This window comes from Ruegeria sp. AI3 (genome assembly GCF_056541245.1).
Window position 1 is genome coordinate 1 of sequence record NZ_JBQFYA010000023.1, and the last position, 15,272, is coordinate 15,272.

A 15,272-nucleotide genomic window follows, 5' to 3' on the forward strand; every position below is an offset into this window, starting at 1 on the left:
CCTCTATCTATCCCGCAAGCGGCCCCAATGACCGCTTGCATCCGCAAAACAGTCCTTTGACTAAAGCTGTCGGATGACTGCTTCGAGCCCATAGTGACCGATGCTGCGCGATCAATCGACGGCGGCTATGCGCAGAAAGCGGACTTTGCAAAGTCTCGCTAAGGCACCAAAACGGACGCTTATCGCTGTCTCGTATGCAGCAGGTTAATATCCCAAAAATGATCGTTAGTCTTCTGTGCCGCTGACCCAAGCCACCTTCAAGTTTGGATCGAAGAGCAACGGTTTCACCTCGACTTGCCTAGTTCTAAGCCAGACAGGCTCAAATTCTCTGTTGTCCGCCAAAGCATCAAGGCTTGTATCGTGCGTAGTCGAAGTCCATATACACGAGGCTTACGTTTTTCTTTTTCGACCTGCTGTCTCCCCAATTCGGCGTTCAGTCTTTCGATTCAGACCGACCACGCCGAGTCGCCGCAATGATGCGGGCGGCACGTATTAGGAGACTTCCACCATGGCAAATGGCACAGTAAAATGGTTCAACTCAACCAAAGGTTTTGGCTTTATCGAGCCTGAAGATGGCAAGCGCGACGTGTTCGTGCATATCTCAGCGGTTGAACGTTCCGGCCTTAGCGAATTGAAAGACGGCCAAAAGGTTACTTTTGACGTCGAGGCTGGCCGTGACGGACGCGAAAGCGCCGCCAATCTGGCACTCGCCTGACCTTTTGCGGGCACCCCATAAGGGTGCCCGTTTGAACAATGGGCGACAATAGGCCGTCGGAGACCAAGTAAGTTGCAACCTAAAGACTGGACGCGGGTGCTCGCGCAATACCGTGTGCCCGATGCGAAGCGCAGTGTTTTTGAACTTGCGATCACTGTTTTCCCCTTATTCGCGCTATGGGCCCTAGCGTGGTTTGCGTTGTCATTTAGCGTCTGGATCGCAATATTGCTGGCCATCCTGAATGCCGCATTTCTGGTCCGTATCTTCATCATCATGCATGATTGTGGTCATGGATCTTTCTTTAGAAGCCGCAGCGCATGCAATTGGACTGGCCGGGTTCTGGGTGCTCTTACCGTTACACCTTATGACGTTTGGCGGCAAAGCCATGCGATTCACCATGCCTCAACCGGTAACCTTGATCGGCGTGGTATGGGTGACATCCCTACATTGACCATTGAGGAATACCTGAAACGGAATTGGTTCGGGCGTGCCGCGTATCGTCTGACCCGGAACCCCGTCTTCCTGTTCGGTGTTGCGCCGATCTATACGTTCTTTATTCAATACCGCTTACCTGTTGGCTTCATGCGGTCGGGCTGGCTGTATTGGGCAAGTGCGATGGGAACAAACGCCGCAATTGCAGGGTTCTTGGCTCTGATTTTATGGGCCGGAGGCTTTGAGGTGGTGGCGTGTGTTTTCCTGCCAACCGTGATTGTCGCATCATCGATTGGTATTTGGCTTTTCTACATTCAACACCAGTTCGAACACACGACCTGGGACCGGGAAGAGGGCTGGAACCTTCAGAACGCCGCGTTCTATGGTAGTTCTCACTATGCCTTGCCTGGCATCTTGCGGTGGTTCTCTGGCAACATTGGTGTGCACCATGTTCACCACCTCGCCAGCCGCATACCGTTCTATCGGCTAAACGAAGTTTTGCGTGACCATTCTGAGTTGGAAAACTGCCAGCGTATTACTCTATATGAGAGCTTTCATTGTGCACGATTGCATCTTTGGGATGAAAGAAGTCAACGTCTGCTGACATTTTCCGAGGCTTTGTCGAACGCCAATTCCAATAGGCATTTAGTGTAGTCTGGCGCGTACCAGATAGGCTTCGACCGTATCACCACCCAGGGCGCGAATGGCCTCTAGTCGGTGAAGGCCTTCAATCAGCACGAACCTCTTGTTGTCCGAGCGTATCTGTATCGGGGTCTTCTGGCCGTTCTTCAGGATATCTTCGGCCAACGTCAGAACTTTTTGTTGATCAAGCGTTTTCGCCCGTTTCACAGGTACATAGATCAGGTCGAGCGGATATGGTCTTTTCTCCAACATAAGCTACGTGAGCAACCTTTCGTGCATTTGTTCCGGTTCAAAGTTCGCTACAAGAGCTGGGTCTGGAATGTACGTCATAGAACCGAACGAACAGCGTCGCGCAGTTCCTGATGCATAATCCAGATTGCTGGCTCATCTTCACTTTCGATGTGAGAAAATGCCAAAACCTGCGCGGCGCCATCATTCTGTGCCGATCCAGCTTCGGGAAGTTCGAGTTCCAGATATTCTGCGATCAATAGTCCGACTTTCTTGAAAACTTTGATGGACGCCTCGCGCGATTTGTAACCGGCTGCCTGAGACAAGTGACCAATGGTCAGACCTTCCTTGCCTGCGATTGTAAGTGCTTTGAGTATTGTAACCTGCGCAGGGGTGAGCCTGATCTGGCGCAATGCCTCGACGTATTCTCTTTTACTGGGAACAAGGGTGCCGGAGTTTCCCTCAAATCGGCGTTGACCGCTACGCGTCCTGTCTCGTTCTTCGAGAATTTCTTTCAAGGCTTCAATGGCCAATGCCGGTGTTTCACCAACTGCATCAGCAATCATTGCCTGCGTTTTAGCTGGTGGCTTGGGGAAGGCGCGCGCAACGCTGTTACCGCTCAGAATACCAGCCTTAATCAAGTACTTCCCGAACTCTTCTTCAATCACACCAGATACGTCAGCGTTCTGCGTTTTACGAACACTGCGGTCCTGAAATGCTCTTTGGTCCAGACCGCGAGCTGACGTCTTTGAAGCCGGAAGGGTTACTTGAGGGGCATTTTTACGCATCAGAGAAACACCACTACAACTATCGCCACAACAAAAACCGCTAACGCGATAAACATCTTAACTATGTAGGACCTGCGATGAGCCTTTTCGGCTTTGAGCATTTTGCCCAAGTTTTCGTCTATCGAGTTGTGGTTCACGGCTTGGTCCTTCCGGATATGTCGGGCGAGATTGATTTCCATTAACCTATTGTCGCGGCACATTTTCGGTGCACGTATCGTTCTGTCGTGTGAACGGCCGATTGCATTCCCAACCATCACCTCTTCGATTCAAATGAGCGTTTGAAGGCACAAGGATCGCAACGCACCTGTCCCGGTTTGCGCGAAAACCACGTTCACATTTCCATCCGGAATAGGTTTCAGGTGCAAGGTACGCATGCTGCGGAACTGCCACAGGCTCACAGCCGCTATCCGCTGCCCTATAACCTCTGAGACATACCCATCCTTCTGAGCTTCTTTTGTCGCTCAGACGACCGTTGCTTGGGACACTAATCGCAACACAATCCTGATCTTCCTTGCGAAACCCCCAGTCACAGTGTATCTCCTGCGCGCCAAACCGGGTTTCGACGTACCCGTTTTGAGGCGCAATCAATTCTTCGCATTTTTCTCCGACACGCTGGAACAGCCGATTGCACTCCCATCGATCTCCGGTCGATGCAAGATATCCGTTATTGGGAACTGCTATTTCCTCACAAAGATCTCCAACACGCTGGAATCCATGGTTGCATTCCCAAACTGGACCAAAGGCACTGCCGGTCAAATATGCGTTTTCTGGTACGTCCGTTCTTTGACAGGATCCGTTCTTGTTATCGAAACTTTCGTCACAAACAGATCCGTCGGCATTGCTGGCGACTTGAGCAGGAAGCTTCGTTCCTGTGAGCAACACCAAAAGTGTCGGGATCAAACAAAGAATGCAGCGCGTAAACACGATGAACGACTGATTGAAACGGAACCTGAGACCTGATCTATCGGTCATTAAGCACGCAATTTATGAGCCATGTGCTGTTCATACGGCGCCTTCTTTCATGGGTCACGAGATGACTGGAGCATGTCAAGTGACAGTTGCGAATGCTTGCGAGGAACGAGCTCATAGCGAAGACCCCAGCGAAACCCGTTCCTATGCTGAGGCACATGCTACAATTAGTCTGAAGGCCATTGGATTATCGTAACCGGCAGCATCGCGGCGGCGAGTAATTTTTTACCAATGCACTCTTGTCGTTCCTAGTCTGTGAAGAGTCAAGGACGCACGCTCGTCAAGAAGCGTGTGCTGCGGAATGGTCAATTTTTGAGACCGGCGAGTTATTAGGTGGTTAAGAGAATAACTGAGAGGCAAAATTCACTTTGGGGCAATTTAGGTTGACAATTCGTCTGTGAAATCGCCGGATTTCTTGGGCAACAATCTTGGAGGTGGTGAACGCTCGCCGCGCCGGCCTATTGCCGACACCGAACTAGGAGATTCGCAATTTCTATCGACAGTTTTGCGGACACTGAGATTGGAAAACACCTCGCCGACGCTGCACGTCGTTGCCGTATGGTTTTCTTCACTGGATTACCAGCGTCTGGAAAGTCATTTCTGTTGCGCCAGCAAATATCCATTTCGGTCTCGTTGGGACGACGCGTACATATCATGCGGTGGGATACAGGACTCGCGGCGTTTCAGACCGAAGACATACTCGCAAAGTACCCAGATGTTTCAGATGGAACTCATCCGTTGATCCGAAAGGCAGCCGGATTGTGGGGCCGGAGAGCCCTAGCGCGATGGCTGACAGAGACTACCGATCCCACTGACATGATTGTCGGTGAAGTCCCTATCATCGGAAACAGGTTTTCCGAGTTCATCCAGGCGCAGCCGGATCAGGTTGAACCAGCCTTAGCATCCGAGGCAACCACCTTCATCTATCCTGTTCCTACAAAGAGTTTGCGCGCCAATCTCGAAGCCATCCGAAGGTCTACGTTTGCGAACCCAAAACACCCTGATGAGGCCAGAGATGCGCCTCCATCGACAATGGAACTGGCTTGGCGTTTGACGTGTACCAAGGCCGCAGAATTGGGTTTGATCTCTGAAGCGGACAGTCATTCTCCGTACGAGGAGATGATTTATTTGCGGTTTTTTGAGCACCTACTGCAACATCGAAACGCCATTAGAATTGGGGTCGATACGATTTATTCAAATGCCGGATCAGCCCATGATCTGGATGCGAACGTCTTAGAACTCAGTGCTAGCTCAGACGAAGTAAAGTACGCAATCGCAGAGGTAGAGACTACCTTTACAGTCGAAGCAGCCGCTCGAGAAGTTGAAAACTGGTATCGGGTGTAGCCTCGGACAAAGGTCTGTTCGGTTGGCATTTCGGAATTTGCAAAGCTTGGTTGCGAAGGTCCGCTTTGGGCTGACTGCGGTCCTTTGAATTAAGAATGCGGATGGCTGCAAAGTCCGCTTAGCGGTCGTTCAGTCAAATTTGTCGTGCGTCTGCTTCGAACCCGATGCAGACACTCAGTTGACTTTAACCTATTGCCCGGCGGTGAACGATGGCTCTGAGTTCAATCAGCTATTTTAGTTTATCCGTACTAAGAACTTGACCGATTTGAAGCCGATCACTTGGGAGTCCTCATACTACCAAATGGCTGATTGGAAGTCTCTTTTTAGAAAGTTTCCACAATGCTAACTTGCAGCGGCCCAAAAAGCTTTGTGTACGTGAGGTTCGAAGTGTTATAATCGGTGCAACTTTTAAGCCAATCCACTCACATCTCAGGCATCGTAGCCGCGGATTGATGCAAGCGCTGATTTCAATATTTCCGCGCTCTCGGCGCGCTCGTCAGATGTCATGGAGTTTGGGTCGAAAAACAACTGAAAGTTCGGCTTCCTGTACGTAACCTCTTCGGGGCGTGATTTCGCCCCCTTTCGACCCAAGACACGATACGTAATGACGGGTTGAGTTACCCCCTTAACCCGGATGGGCCCAACCTCTTCGGTCTCTATTTCTTCGTTGACGTGAGCCCAAGTCTCGTAAGAAATCAAAATCTCCCCTTCGTCGGCATGGTGCTCGAGCCTTGAGGCAACGTTCACAGCCCCACCAATAATGGTGTAGTCCATACGGTCTTCACTTCCAAAGTTTCCCACCGTACAGAAGCCTGTGTTGATACCAATCCGACATTGCAACTGTTGCCATATTCCCTGATGCCTCCATTCGGCTTGCAGTTCGGTCAGCCTGTCTCGCATTGCGATTGCCATTCTCACGCACGCTAAGGCATCTTCCCGCACCCCATTAGTCTCTGGATCGCCAAAGAAGACGAGGATCGCGTCACCGATGAATTTATCTATTGTCGCGCCGTGGGCCAGAGCGACTTGTGCCATCTCGGTCAGGTAACTGTTCAGAAGTTGCGTTAAGTCCTCCGACTCCATCTGATCTGTGAGCTCTGTGAACCCAGCTACGTCCGAGAAAAACACTGTCAGTTTCTTCCGCTGACTGGCGAGCTTAACTTCCTGCCGACCGGAAAAGATTGAATTATAGACTTGTGGCGATAGGTATTTTGCGAGCTTTCCTGACAACGCCTCAAGCTCTTGGTTTTTCCGGGTAACTTCCTCGGTTGCGATGCGCTGATTTTCGGCCAATGCATTCAGTTCCCGCTCGTTACGATCGCTCAATCGCATCATTCGTCGCGTAGTTCGGAGCAGTTTCCTGTATTCTTCAATAAGGTTTTTAATTGAGTTACGCGTCTCTAAATTAGAGAATTGACCGCGGTTCAAAGTTGCTTCCGCGACTTCTAAAGCCTCTTTCTCTCGGGCGAAAAGATCGTCGATGGTCATCTAACGAACAACTTCTTCAGCGTGAATTTTGCGTACTTCAGATCTTCTCCAAACTCTTCGCCAAGCTCTTCCATGGTTTCGTCTTCGGGATCATGAAACCAGCAAACTTCGACGTTTTTCCCCGCCTTTGCGGCGGAGTCCAAAAGCTCCATTAGCATCATAATCGCCTTAGCGCTGGAGGAGTTGAAATAAATGAGTTCGAAATCAAAGCGACAGTCACGACTTGAACCTTCTGACAACCACCTTTTCAGAGCATCAAACAAGGGGTTGAAGAAGGTCGTAACGTCCTCTGGATAGGACTCTCCAATCAGCCTGAGGTGGCCCGCGTCAAAATCAAACGCCACCGTCGGAGTACGGTTTGTTGCCGGGATTTCAATATTTTGCATAAGTCCCCTCTTAAACCGTTGCTTTGAGTGCGAAAAACGCGTGCTTGTCGTCAATTCGCATAAAATCAAACTCGATTGGTCTTGACGCTCGGCGCGCAATTTCGATTAACCCGATGCCCGCGCTGTTGCCGACAGAGACGGCTTCGGATCGGAGCTGGTCCTTATACGCGGCCTTGAGTTCATCTCGACTCATATCACGCAGTTCTGAGAGACGGCTTCGCATGGTATCGACGTCGTTTAAGAGGATCAGATTCCCAGCATGAACGACATAGTTGCCAGCTTCGTTCCCGATGGTCAGGATGCCGTAACTTATGTCCAGCACCTCAGCCTCACCGTCAGCAGGCAGCCGTTCAACCGAATATCTGATGATATTCTGCATTTGCTCTACAAACACTGCGAATACGCTGCGAAGCGTTTTGGTGTCCGCATCTTCTGACACCAACTTCTGCTTCAATGCATCGCCAACACCACTAAGAATACCCTCGGTTACATACCCGCTGTAGGCAAAAACAACGCCTTGTCCGCGCAGGTTGGCACGTAGTTCGTAGACTTCGCTTGCAAGCATTTGTTCCCCTTGATCATGCTTGGGTAGCACCAAGTTCAATCCAGGCCTTAATATCATAAGATACACATTTATGCATTTTTAGTGTATCAATTATGCAGGATTACTAGTGTGGAGGTTAGCATGATTAGGCAATTTTGTGTGGTCGCTGTGATACTATTGTCCGGTCCGGCTGCAGCGGCCGACATTCCGACTGAGGTTAAGGCAAAGCTTCAATCCGCCATGATCGCGCATGTCGATGGCGTTATGGTCGACGGTGCCTACACTTATCTGGACACGACCACCAACGCGATTGAAACCGTATACCCTGCAAACGTTCACCCCATGGTTATTCCTGCGGGAAATGACTATTTCGTCTGCTCTGAAATGATAACTGAAGGCGGCGACACAGTGACCGCAGACTTCTTGGTGCGTGAAGTTTCAGGTGACTACAAGGTTGTACAGATGATAGTAAATAACCGTGGCGCTCTTCAGGCCGCGATGAAGAACATCGGAAACTAGATGCCTAACACTGTAGAGGCGTTTAGTGCGTAAACTCAGGAACTTTGTAAAGCGGCGAATTTTTCTAAAGCATATTCTGACGACCCTCCTGATTGGGGGTATGTTGAATGCCGTTGTGCTTCTTTTCTACTATGAATTCAAAAGGCAAGCTCAAACGGATCAGGTTGCCGCGGAAATGGCAACGATTGCCAATCGTATTGCGCGCCCGTTGGCTGAATTGGTTGAAGCAGGGAACCTTACCCAAGCGAAGAGCCTGCTGGCCGTCTATTCGGGTTTTCCTTACGTAATTTGCGCTGAACAGAAGCTAGAGCGAAGCTCAGAAACACTGGCTTCCTGGCCTGCCATAGGTTGTGACCGGATAAAAAAATCTGGTTTGGATATCATCGTTTCCGTTCCGACGGTTGCAGGGCCGACTACGATGTTGGCGCGAATTGATCAGGAGATCCTGAACAACGAGCTACAAACAGAAGTGGGAGTTGTGGTTCTTCTGGGAATTCTCGGAGGATTCGCGTTGATCTTAGCAGGCGCTGCTGCATTTCTATGGCTTATCAACAGGCCTCTCAGCCAAATGTTGAAAGCCATTGAACGGTTCGAGCTATACGATGACCCGCAGACGGTTCCATACCAGTCGGAAGATGAGATTGGCAAGGTTGTTCAAAGCTATAACTCTATGCTGGATCGGGAGGTCGAGCGCGTAAATGCAATCCGTGATGGTCACCGCCAGATCGTCGATAGTGTAAACTATGCCACGCGGATTCAGCAAGGTTTGTTGCCTACGACAAGTTTGTGCCAGACGGCCTTTGCAGATTTTGCGGTCAAATGGGAACCTCGCGATATAGTTGGCGGGGACATCTACTGGGTTAGATCCGAAGGTCGGATTTCGACGCTCGCCGTAATTGACTGTACTGGGCACGGCGTCCCCGGTGGCTTCATGACCATGCTGGCAATCGCAACTCTCGAGCGGCTTTACTTTGAAAACGATACGCTCAGTCCCGCTTCGGCTTTATCGAAGCTGAGCGACTTGACCCGCGCGCTCCTAAATCAGGACACTAAATTCGCGACTTCCAATGACGGCATGGACGCCGCTATTTGCCAGATCGATTCAAGCAAAGGGATAGCTAAGTTTGCAGGGGCGCATATGTCTTTGTTGGTTAAATCGACGGCCGGAGTCGATCGAGTCCGGGGTGACAGACAGAGCATTGGGTATGTGGACACCCCAAATGAACCAGAGTTCGTCGAGCACAAAATCCAATTGGACAAAGCCACAGACCTGGTTATCTCCACTGATGGTCTAATCGACCAATTGGGTGGCAAAAAGCGTTTAGCCTTCGGTATTCAAAGATTAATGGCGATAGTTGAACAAGATAGTTGGTCAAATTCGGAAGAGCTTTTAAAGGCCATCGACGCTGCGTTCCTAGACTATATGAAGAATGAAGAGCGTATGGATGACTTGACAGTGATTGCTTTTCGCCCTGTGTCAAAAATAGACTAAGTCTTTTTTTGCGGCAAACTTAGGGTCGCCAGACTATCGTCATAACGGTCTTGTCAGAAGAACTTTGCTTGAGCGGGGCAGGGCGGTTGCATAGCATTTAGGAATGACCAGACCTGCCTCCTTCAAGTACTTCAAAACCAGCCCTGAGATCATCCGCCTTGCGGTGATGCTGTACATCCGATTTCCGCTCTCGCTTCGGAATGTCGAAGATCTGTTGCACGAGCGAGGCATCGACGTGAGCCACGAAACAGTCCGATATTGGTGGAACAGGTTTGGTCCAATGTTTGCAGCTGAAATCCGACGAAAGCGTTGTCAGCAACTGCGTGCGTTCTCCAGATGGAAGTGGCACGTGGACGAGGTTTTCGTAAAGGTGAATGGCAAGCGACATTATCTGTGGCGGGCTGTTGATCACGAAGGTGAAGTGCTGGAAGCAGTTGTCACCAAGCGCCGAAACAAGGCTGCAGCACTGAAATTTCTCAAGAAACTGATGAAGAGACATGGTTGCGCAGAAGAGATCGTCACAGATCGCTTCGCTTCCTACAAGGCTGCGCTCAGAGAAATGGGCGCGCTCGAAAAACAACAGACGGGCAGGTGGCTCAACAACCGAGTCGAGAATTCGCACCTGCCGTTTCGACGACGCGAACGCGCGATGCAGCGTTTCAGGCGCATGCGAAGTTTGCAGAAATTCGCTTCCGTCCATTCCTCCGTATACAACCACTTCAACCAGGAAAGATCGCTAAGCAGCAGAGATACATTCAAGCTGACACGCACCGCCGCTCTCGCCGAGTGGCGTCAACTTTATTCCGGGTAGGCTCGCGGTTTCCGCGGCAAACTGAGACTGGTTCGAATTTGTCTGACAGCACCAGCAGCAGATAGGTGCGCGGTTTTCGCAGCAAACTGAGACTGGTTCAGAATTTTTCTGACAGCACTTGGCAGCTTCTTCAATTGTACTTTTTGCGTCCAATGTGCGCTGATATCATGTTGACTGGAAGATGGGTATTGTCCACTTCTAAAGCAGCCAGATAGGAAACCTGTCTCAAGCTTTACTCAGACAACAAAGCGCCGCTCAGGTCAAAATGCTTAGGGAACATCGCCCGCAGAAAACGAAAAACAATTCTCATCGCTTCGTCGCGGTCAAATGAATTCGGGTGGAGTAGGTAATCGGTCCACATGCCTTCCAGCATGGCGAGTGTGCCGTGTGTAGCGTCCCTAGCAACTTGATTAGGGTGTTCGGTTCCGGCTTCTTTCGCAATTCGAGCGAAAGCGTTGAAAACTAGGTTCCGAAGCTTAGCGTCGCGGGTATCTGAAAACGCAGCGATTGCTGCTCTGTTTCGGGCCTCGCCTCGAAACGCGTACCAAATGGAAACGTTTTTCTTATTGAGAATGGTTTCACTTAAGTCGCCCCGAACAATCATCTCAATATGTTCCTGTCCGGTTTGCCCGGTCTTTTCCAATAAGTCATAAATTCCGTTGTAGTATTGTTCGGATGAGTAGCGGGCGGCTTCGTCAACCAAGTTGTCCTTGCCACCGAAATGAAGATGAATCATGCCACGGGACAACTCGGCGCGTTGAATGATTTCGCTGACGGAGGTCTCGGAAATCCCTTTTTCTGCGACCGAGTCGAGTACTGCCTCGATCAGGGAAAGGCGGTTTCGCTCGCGTATTTCTTGTCGTCTTCCAGTCATTGGATCAGGCGGCTCTGTTTGTTTTCAGTGTCTTGCGGTGCCTTCTAGCGGCCAGTGTGAAATTGGCCATCCCCGGTTGCGAAATTATCAGTTGACACAACTAGTCCAAAAATTCCAGATTTAAATGGACGATTGTCCATTTTGTGATCGACATGGTCGCGCCGCCAAAAAAAAGCAAAGTTCAGCAGGGAAGCATGGCCGGAGTACTACGAAGTGAAACGGGCAAGGGCCTCGCACTGAGCGCACCTGCGACGTTCTACGTCGGTCTGCTCGTCGCCGTGCCGCTTTGCATTCTCGTCGCATACAGTTTTTGGACCCAGAACTATGTCGAGATCGACCGGACCTTGACTTGGGCAAACTACCAAGAGGCGTTTACCGACCCATTGGTTCGACACCTAATGTTCCGTTCGGTCGCAATTGCAGGCGCGGTGACATTGGCAACGGTTTGTCTGGCCTATCCGATTGCATACTTCATCGCGTTTCGAACAAAGAAGAAGACCCTCTGGCTGTTGCTGATCACTATTCCCTTTTGGAGCAGCTACCTTCTGCGCGTGTTCAGCTGGAAACTAATCCTTGGCTTCAATGGGGTGTTGAATTCTGCGCTGATTTCACTTGGTTTGATACAAGATCCGCTGACATTCTTGCTCTACAACGAATTCGCTGTTGTCCTTACGCTCGCCCACGCCTGGGCACCGTTTGCTATCCTGCCGATCTATGTATCGCTTCAAAAGATCGACCGCAGCCTATTGGAGGCTGCAACCGACCTTGGCTGCAACAAGCTTGAAAGGTTCGTTCGCGTGACACTGCCTCTGACGGTGCCGGGGGTCATTGCGGCCTGCCTGATCATTTTCATCCCAACGGTGGGCGATTACGTCACTCCGGCCTTAGTCGGTGGATCGCAGGGCAAAATGGTGGCGAACTTGATCCAAGTGCAGTTTGGTGCCGCCAATAACTGGCCGTTGGGTGCAACCCTGTCTCTTCTTGCCATGCTTTCGGTCGGCTGCGTTGCAATCCTGTTCGTGGTGGTCGTCACCGCATTGGGCCGGAGGATCAGATGACCAAGGCATTTCGTTTCTCATGGTTGCTGGTTTATGCGATTGCCTATCTGGTGTTTCTCTACCTGCCGGTTTTGCTATTGCCACTGTTTTCGTTCAACGACGGAACTATCGTAGCCTTCCCCCTAAAGGGTTTCACGTTGAAGTGGTACGCACAGTTGGGGCAGCAGGACACGCTGTTACAGGCTATGGTAAACTCGTTGATCGTCGGCAGCGTGACTGCCCTGATGGCAACATCTCTGGGTCTCTTCGCAGCTCGCGCTTACGTTCGGTATCGTTTCACGGGGCGTGAGTTGTCTGAGGGACTGGTCATGCTTCCACTGGTCATTCCCGGCATCATCGTGGCCAGTTCGATGCTGGTTCTGTTCATCAGCATCGGTTTGAAACCATCGCTGGCCACCGTGATCCTTGGGCATGTGTTCGTGGCGTTGCCATTTTCCGTGTCGATCATGAAATCTGCGTTTGACGATTTCGACCAGTCCTTGGAGGAGGCTGCATTCGATCTTGGTGAAAGCGTCGTGGGAACGTTTCGGCGTGTTACCCTCCCAATCGTAGCGCCGGGTATTGTCGCCAGCCTTTTGGTCACGTTTACGGTGTCGTTTGACGAGTTCGTCCTGGCCTTTTTCTTATCCGGGAACAGCCCGACATTGCCGGTCTATATCTGGAGCCAGATCCGCTTCCCGGCAAAATTGCCCAACACGTTGGCCCTAGGATCGCTGCTTTTGCTGTCCTCGGTGCTGCTGTTGTTGATCGCCGAATACTTCCGCCGCCGTTCCATCCAATCGTCAGATTGAAGCCAAAGGAAACGAATAAGATGAGCGAACAGAACATCATCGAAATTCAGGGCGTCGAAAAACGCTTTGGTTCCTTTGTGGCTGTGTCCGATCTGAACCTGACCTTGAAAGAGGGTGAGTTCTTTTCGCTGCTTGGCCCTTCGGGATGCGGCAAGACGACGGCTTTGCGCATCATCGCGGGTTTTCAAGATCACGAAGAAGGCGAGATCCGGATCGATGGTCGAACGATGGGAGAGGTGCCTGCGAACAAGCGTCCCACCAATATGGTGTTCCAAAGTTATGCGATCTTTCCTCACCTGAATGTCGGCGACAATGTTGGCTTCGGATTACGCAAGACCAAGCTTTCGCGGCAGGAAATTAAAGAACGCGTTGCCGAGGCGCTTGAGATGGTTGAACTGGGCGGCCTGCAGGACCGTAAGGCCAACGAATTGTCGGGAGGTCAGCGGCAACGAGTAGCGCTCGCCCGCGCACTCGTCATGCGACCCAAGGTTTTACTGCTAGATGAGCCTTTATCTGCGTTGGACAAGAATCTGCGCGAAGCGATGCAATTGGAAATGCGCCGCCTTCAGCAGAAGCTTGGAATAACTTTTGTAATGGTCACGCATGACCAGTACGAGGCGATGACCATGTCCGACCGTATTGGCGTCATGTTTGGGGGGCAGCTCAAGCAGGTGGATAAGCCAGAGGTCCTGTATTCCCAACCGTGTAACCGGGAAGTGGCTTCTTTCATCGGTGGAATGAACTTTCTGGATGCCGTAGTGACTGCAGAGAATGCTGAAACGTTTGAAGTCAACGTTAAGGGCTTAGGGAAGATGGAAATCGGGGTGAACCCCAACGTCCAGGTGCATGACAAGGAACTTCTTGTCGGCGTTCGTCCTGAGCAATTGGAAATCAGTGCGGAAAAGCCGGATGGGTACGATGCTCTTGTTCAGGGCGAGGTTTCGGACGTCGCCTTTTATGGAGAGAGTGTCCACTATTATGTGCGCGTCGATGGTCTGAAAGACAGTATCGCCGTCGCAGTACCAAACTACTTTCACACGGTCGATCACACGCGCGGCGATACCGTCTGGCTTGGCGTTCAAAGCGCCTCGGTGATTGACTTGGGTAAACGTGAATCTTTGGGAGGAGACAAATGAATAAAACAGCATCACTTATGGCAGCAGTAGTTGCCACCTTTGCCGCCAGCCAAACTCTGGCGAACGCCGCTGATCTGACCGTTTTTGACTGGTCCGGATATGAGGATCAGGGCTTTTACGGCGACTATGTCGAAAAATACGGCGGCGCGCCTAGCTACACCTATTTTGGCAGCGTGGAAGAAGCGTTCACAAAGCTTCAGTCCGGTTTTGAAGCTGATTTGGCCCATCCCTGCACGGATGCCCTGAGAAAGTGGGTAGCGGCAGACATGATCAAGCCGATTGACACCAGCAAGCTGGAAAACTGGGACAAGCTGATGCCCAAGATCAAAGAGGTCGATGGCATCACCATTGATGGGCAGACCTACATGGTTCCGTTCGAATGGGGCAATACTGGTCTTATCTATCGAACAGATATGATTTCGGCAGATGACGTTTCGCTGCAATTGCTTGCCGATCCTGCATATCAGGGCAAAGTCGCCATTCCGGACGCCGCTTCCAGTGCCTTTGCAATGGCGGCATTGGCAACCGGCGCCTCCAGCTATACCGATATGAGTGACGAGGAATTCCAAAAAGCGGCGGACTACCTGCGCGCGATTCATCCGAACGTGCGCTTTTATTGGTCTGACGCCGGCCAACTGGATCAGGCAATTGCCAGCGGTGAGGTCACGCTGGGTTGGGGATGGAACCAATCGGAACTGAACCTGATCTGGAACGAAACGCCAGCGGTCATGATGCGTGATGTAGACAAAGGTATCGCGACTTGGGTCTGCGGCTATGTGCATCTGAAATCTGCCAAGCAGTCGGATGAGCAAGTCTATGACATGCTGAACGCGCTCAGCTCTGCGGCAAGCGGTAAATACATTATTGAAAGCTGGGGTTACGCCCACGCCAACGAAGACGCTTTTGCACAGGCAGACCCAGAGCTGATCGAAACCTACGGGTTTTCGGATGTGGACAGCTTCTTTGAAGGCAGCCTGTTCTTTGACGCTGTTAACCCCGAGCTGGAGGCCAAGATGTTGAAGGAATTCGAGCGCATTAAAGCTGGCTTCTAAGGG

Annotated in this window: 16 protein-coding genes; 10 read left to right on the forward strand and 6 right to left on the reverse strand. The window is 51.1% G+C overall.

Going from position 1 to position 15,272, the window contains the following annotated elements; all coding sequences use genetic code 11:
* The first annotated feature begins 508 nt into the window (after window positions 1-508).
* On the forward strand, window positions 509-715 hold the full coding sequence (locus tag ACRZ95_RS22300; protein WP_170328727.1) for a cold-shock protein: 207 nt from the start codon (window positions 509-511) through the stop codon (window positions 713-715).
* Window positions 716-787: 72 nt separating this feature from the next.
* Window positions 788-1,801, forward strand: a complete 1,014-nt coding sequence (locus tag ACRZ95_RS22305; protein WP_174839946.1) for a fatty acid desaturase — start codon at window positions 788-790, stop codon at window positions 1,799-1,801.
* Here the strand turns inward: ACRZ95_RS22305 and ACRZ95_RS22310 are convergent.
* Both ACRZ95_RS22310 and ACRZ95_RS22315 read right to left on the reverse strand, forming a co-directional pair.
* A complete protein-coding gene (locus tag ACRZ95_RS22310; RefSeq protein ID WP_039524390.1) occupies window positions 1,793-2,041 on the reverse strand; it encodes a ParB N-terminal domain-containing protein in 249 nt (82 codons plus the stop codon). The genes ACRZ95_RS22305 and ACRZ95_RS22310 overlap by 9 nt on opposite strands.
* A gap of 74 nt (window positions 2,042-2,115) precedes the next feature.
* Complete coding sequence (locus ACRZ95_RS22315; protein WP_170644446.1) at window positions 2,116-2,805, reverse strand: hypothetical protein; 690 nt, start codon at window positions 2,803-2,805, stop codon at window positions 2,116-2,118.
* Between the two features lie 1,785 nt (window positions 2,806-4,590).
* Here ACRZ95_RS22315 and ACRZ95_RS22320 point away from each other — a divergent pair.
* Window positions 4,591-5,118, forward strand: coding sequence for a hypothetical protein (locus tag ACRZ95_RS22320; protein ID WP_170380624.1), 528 nt, complete (start codon window positions 4,591-4,593; stop codon window positions 5,116-5,118).
* A 429-nt stretch (window positions 5,119-5,547) separates the two neighbouring features.
* Here the strand turns inward: ACRZ95_RS22320 and ACRZ95_RS22325 are convergent, their stop codons facing one another.
* Genes ACRZ95_RS22325 through ACRZ95_RS22335 form a run of 3 tightly spaced genes read right to left on the reverse strand, consistent with a single transcriptional unit; the run spans window position 5,548 to window position 7,557 of the window.
* Complete coding sequence (locus ACRZ95_RS22325; protein WP_170681724.1) at window positions 5,548-6,606, reverse strand: adenylate/guanylate cyclase domain-containing protein; 1,059 nt, start codon at window positions 6,604-6,606, stop codon at window positions 5,548-5,550.
* Window positions 6,603-6,992 (reverse strand): DUF1987 domain-containing protein, encoded by a 390-nt coding sequence (locus tag ACRZ95_RS22330; protein WP_170642959.1) that lies wholly within the window; start codon window positions 6,990-6,992, stop codon window positions 6,603-6,605. Before ACRZ95_RS22330 ends, ACRZ95_RS22325 begins: the two co-directional genes overlap by 4 nt.
* A gap of 10 nt (window positions 6,993-7,002) precedes the next feature.
* Window positions 7,003-7,557: a SiaB family protein kinase gene (locus ACRZ95_RS22335; RefSeq protein ID WP_170642958.1), complete on the reverse strand. Its 555-nt coding sequence runs from the start codon at window positions 7,555-7,557 to the stop codon at window positions 7,003-7,005.
* Between the two features lie 120 nt (window positions 7,558-7,677).
* On the opposite strand from ACRZ95_RS22335, the gene ACRZ95_RS22340 reads away from it, so the two are divergent.
* From ACRZ95_RS22340 to ACRZ95_RS22350, 3 genes are all read left to right on the forward strand, one after another.
* Window positions 7,678-8,055, forward strand: a complete 378-nt coding sequence (locus ACRZ95_RS22340) for a hypothetical protein (protein ID WP_170681726.1) — start codon at window positions 7,678-7,680, stop codon at window positions 8,053-8,055.
* A 25-nt stretch (window positions 8,056-8,080) separates the two neighbouring features.
* A complete protein-coding gene (locus ACRZ95_RS22345; RefSeq protein WP_170642956.1) occupies window positions 8,081-9,547 on the forward strand; it encodes a SpoIIE family protein phosphatase in 1,467 nt (488 codons plus the stop codon).
* Between the two features lie 103 nt (window positions 9,548-9,650).
* Window positions 9,651-10,358, forward strand: a complete 708-nt coding sequence (locus ACRZ95_RS22350; protein WP_170681728.1) for an IS6 family transposase — start codon at window positions 9,651-9,653, stop codon at window positions 10,356-10,358.
* Between the two features lie 232 nt (window positions 10,359-10,590).
* Here the strand turns inward: ACRZ95_RS22350 and ACRZ95_RS22355 are convergent, their stop codons facing one another.
* Complete coding sequence (locus ACRZ95_RS22355; protein WP_170642954.1) at window positions 10,591-11,232, reverse strand: TetR family transcriptional regulator C-terminal domain-containing protein; 642 nt, start codon at window positions 11,230-11,232, stop codon at window positions 10,591-10,593.
* 194 nt (window positions 11,233-11,426) lie between these two features.
* Between ACRZ95_RS22355 and ACRZ95_RS22360 the strand changes: the two genes are divergently transcribed.
* The 4 genes from ACRZ95_RS22360 to ACRZ95_RS22375 are packed head-to-tail and all read left to right on the forward strand — an operon-like array spanning window position 11,427 to window position 15,269.
* On the forward strand, window positions 11,427-12,290 hold the full coding sequence (locus ACRZ95_RS22360) for an ABC transporter permease (protein ID WP_170642953.1): 864 nt from the start codon (window positions 11,427-11,429) through the stop codon (window positions 12,288-12,290).
* A complete protein-coding gene (locus tag ACRZ95_RS22365; RefSeq protein ID WP_170642952.1) occupies window positions 12,287-13,081 on the forward strand; it encodes an ABC transporter permease in 795 nt (264 codons plus the stop codon). The genes ACRZ95_RS22360 and ACRZ95_RS22365 overlap by 4 nt, the downstream gene beginning before the upstream one ends.
* 20 nt (window positions 13,082-13,101) lie before the next feature.
* Entirely contained in the window at window positions 13,102-14,217 is a 1,116-nt protein-coding gene (locus ACRZ95_RS22370; RefSeq protein ID WP_170642951.1) for an ABC transporter ATP-binding protein, read from the forward strand.
* Window positions 14,214-15,269, forward strand: coding sequence for an ABC transporter substrate-binding protein (locus tag ACRZ95_RS22375; RefSeq protein WP_170565520.1), 1,056 nt, complete (start codon window positions 14,214-14,216; stop codon window positions 15,267-15,269). The genes ACRZ95_RS22370 and ACRZ95_RS22375 overlap by 4 nt, the downstream gene beginning before the upstream one ends.
* Window positions 15,270-15,272: the final 3 nt, after the last annotated feature.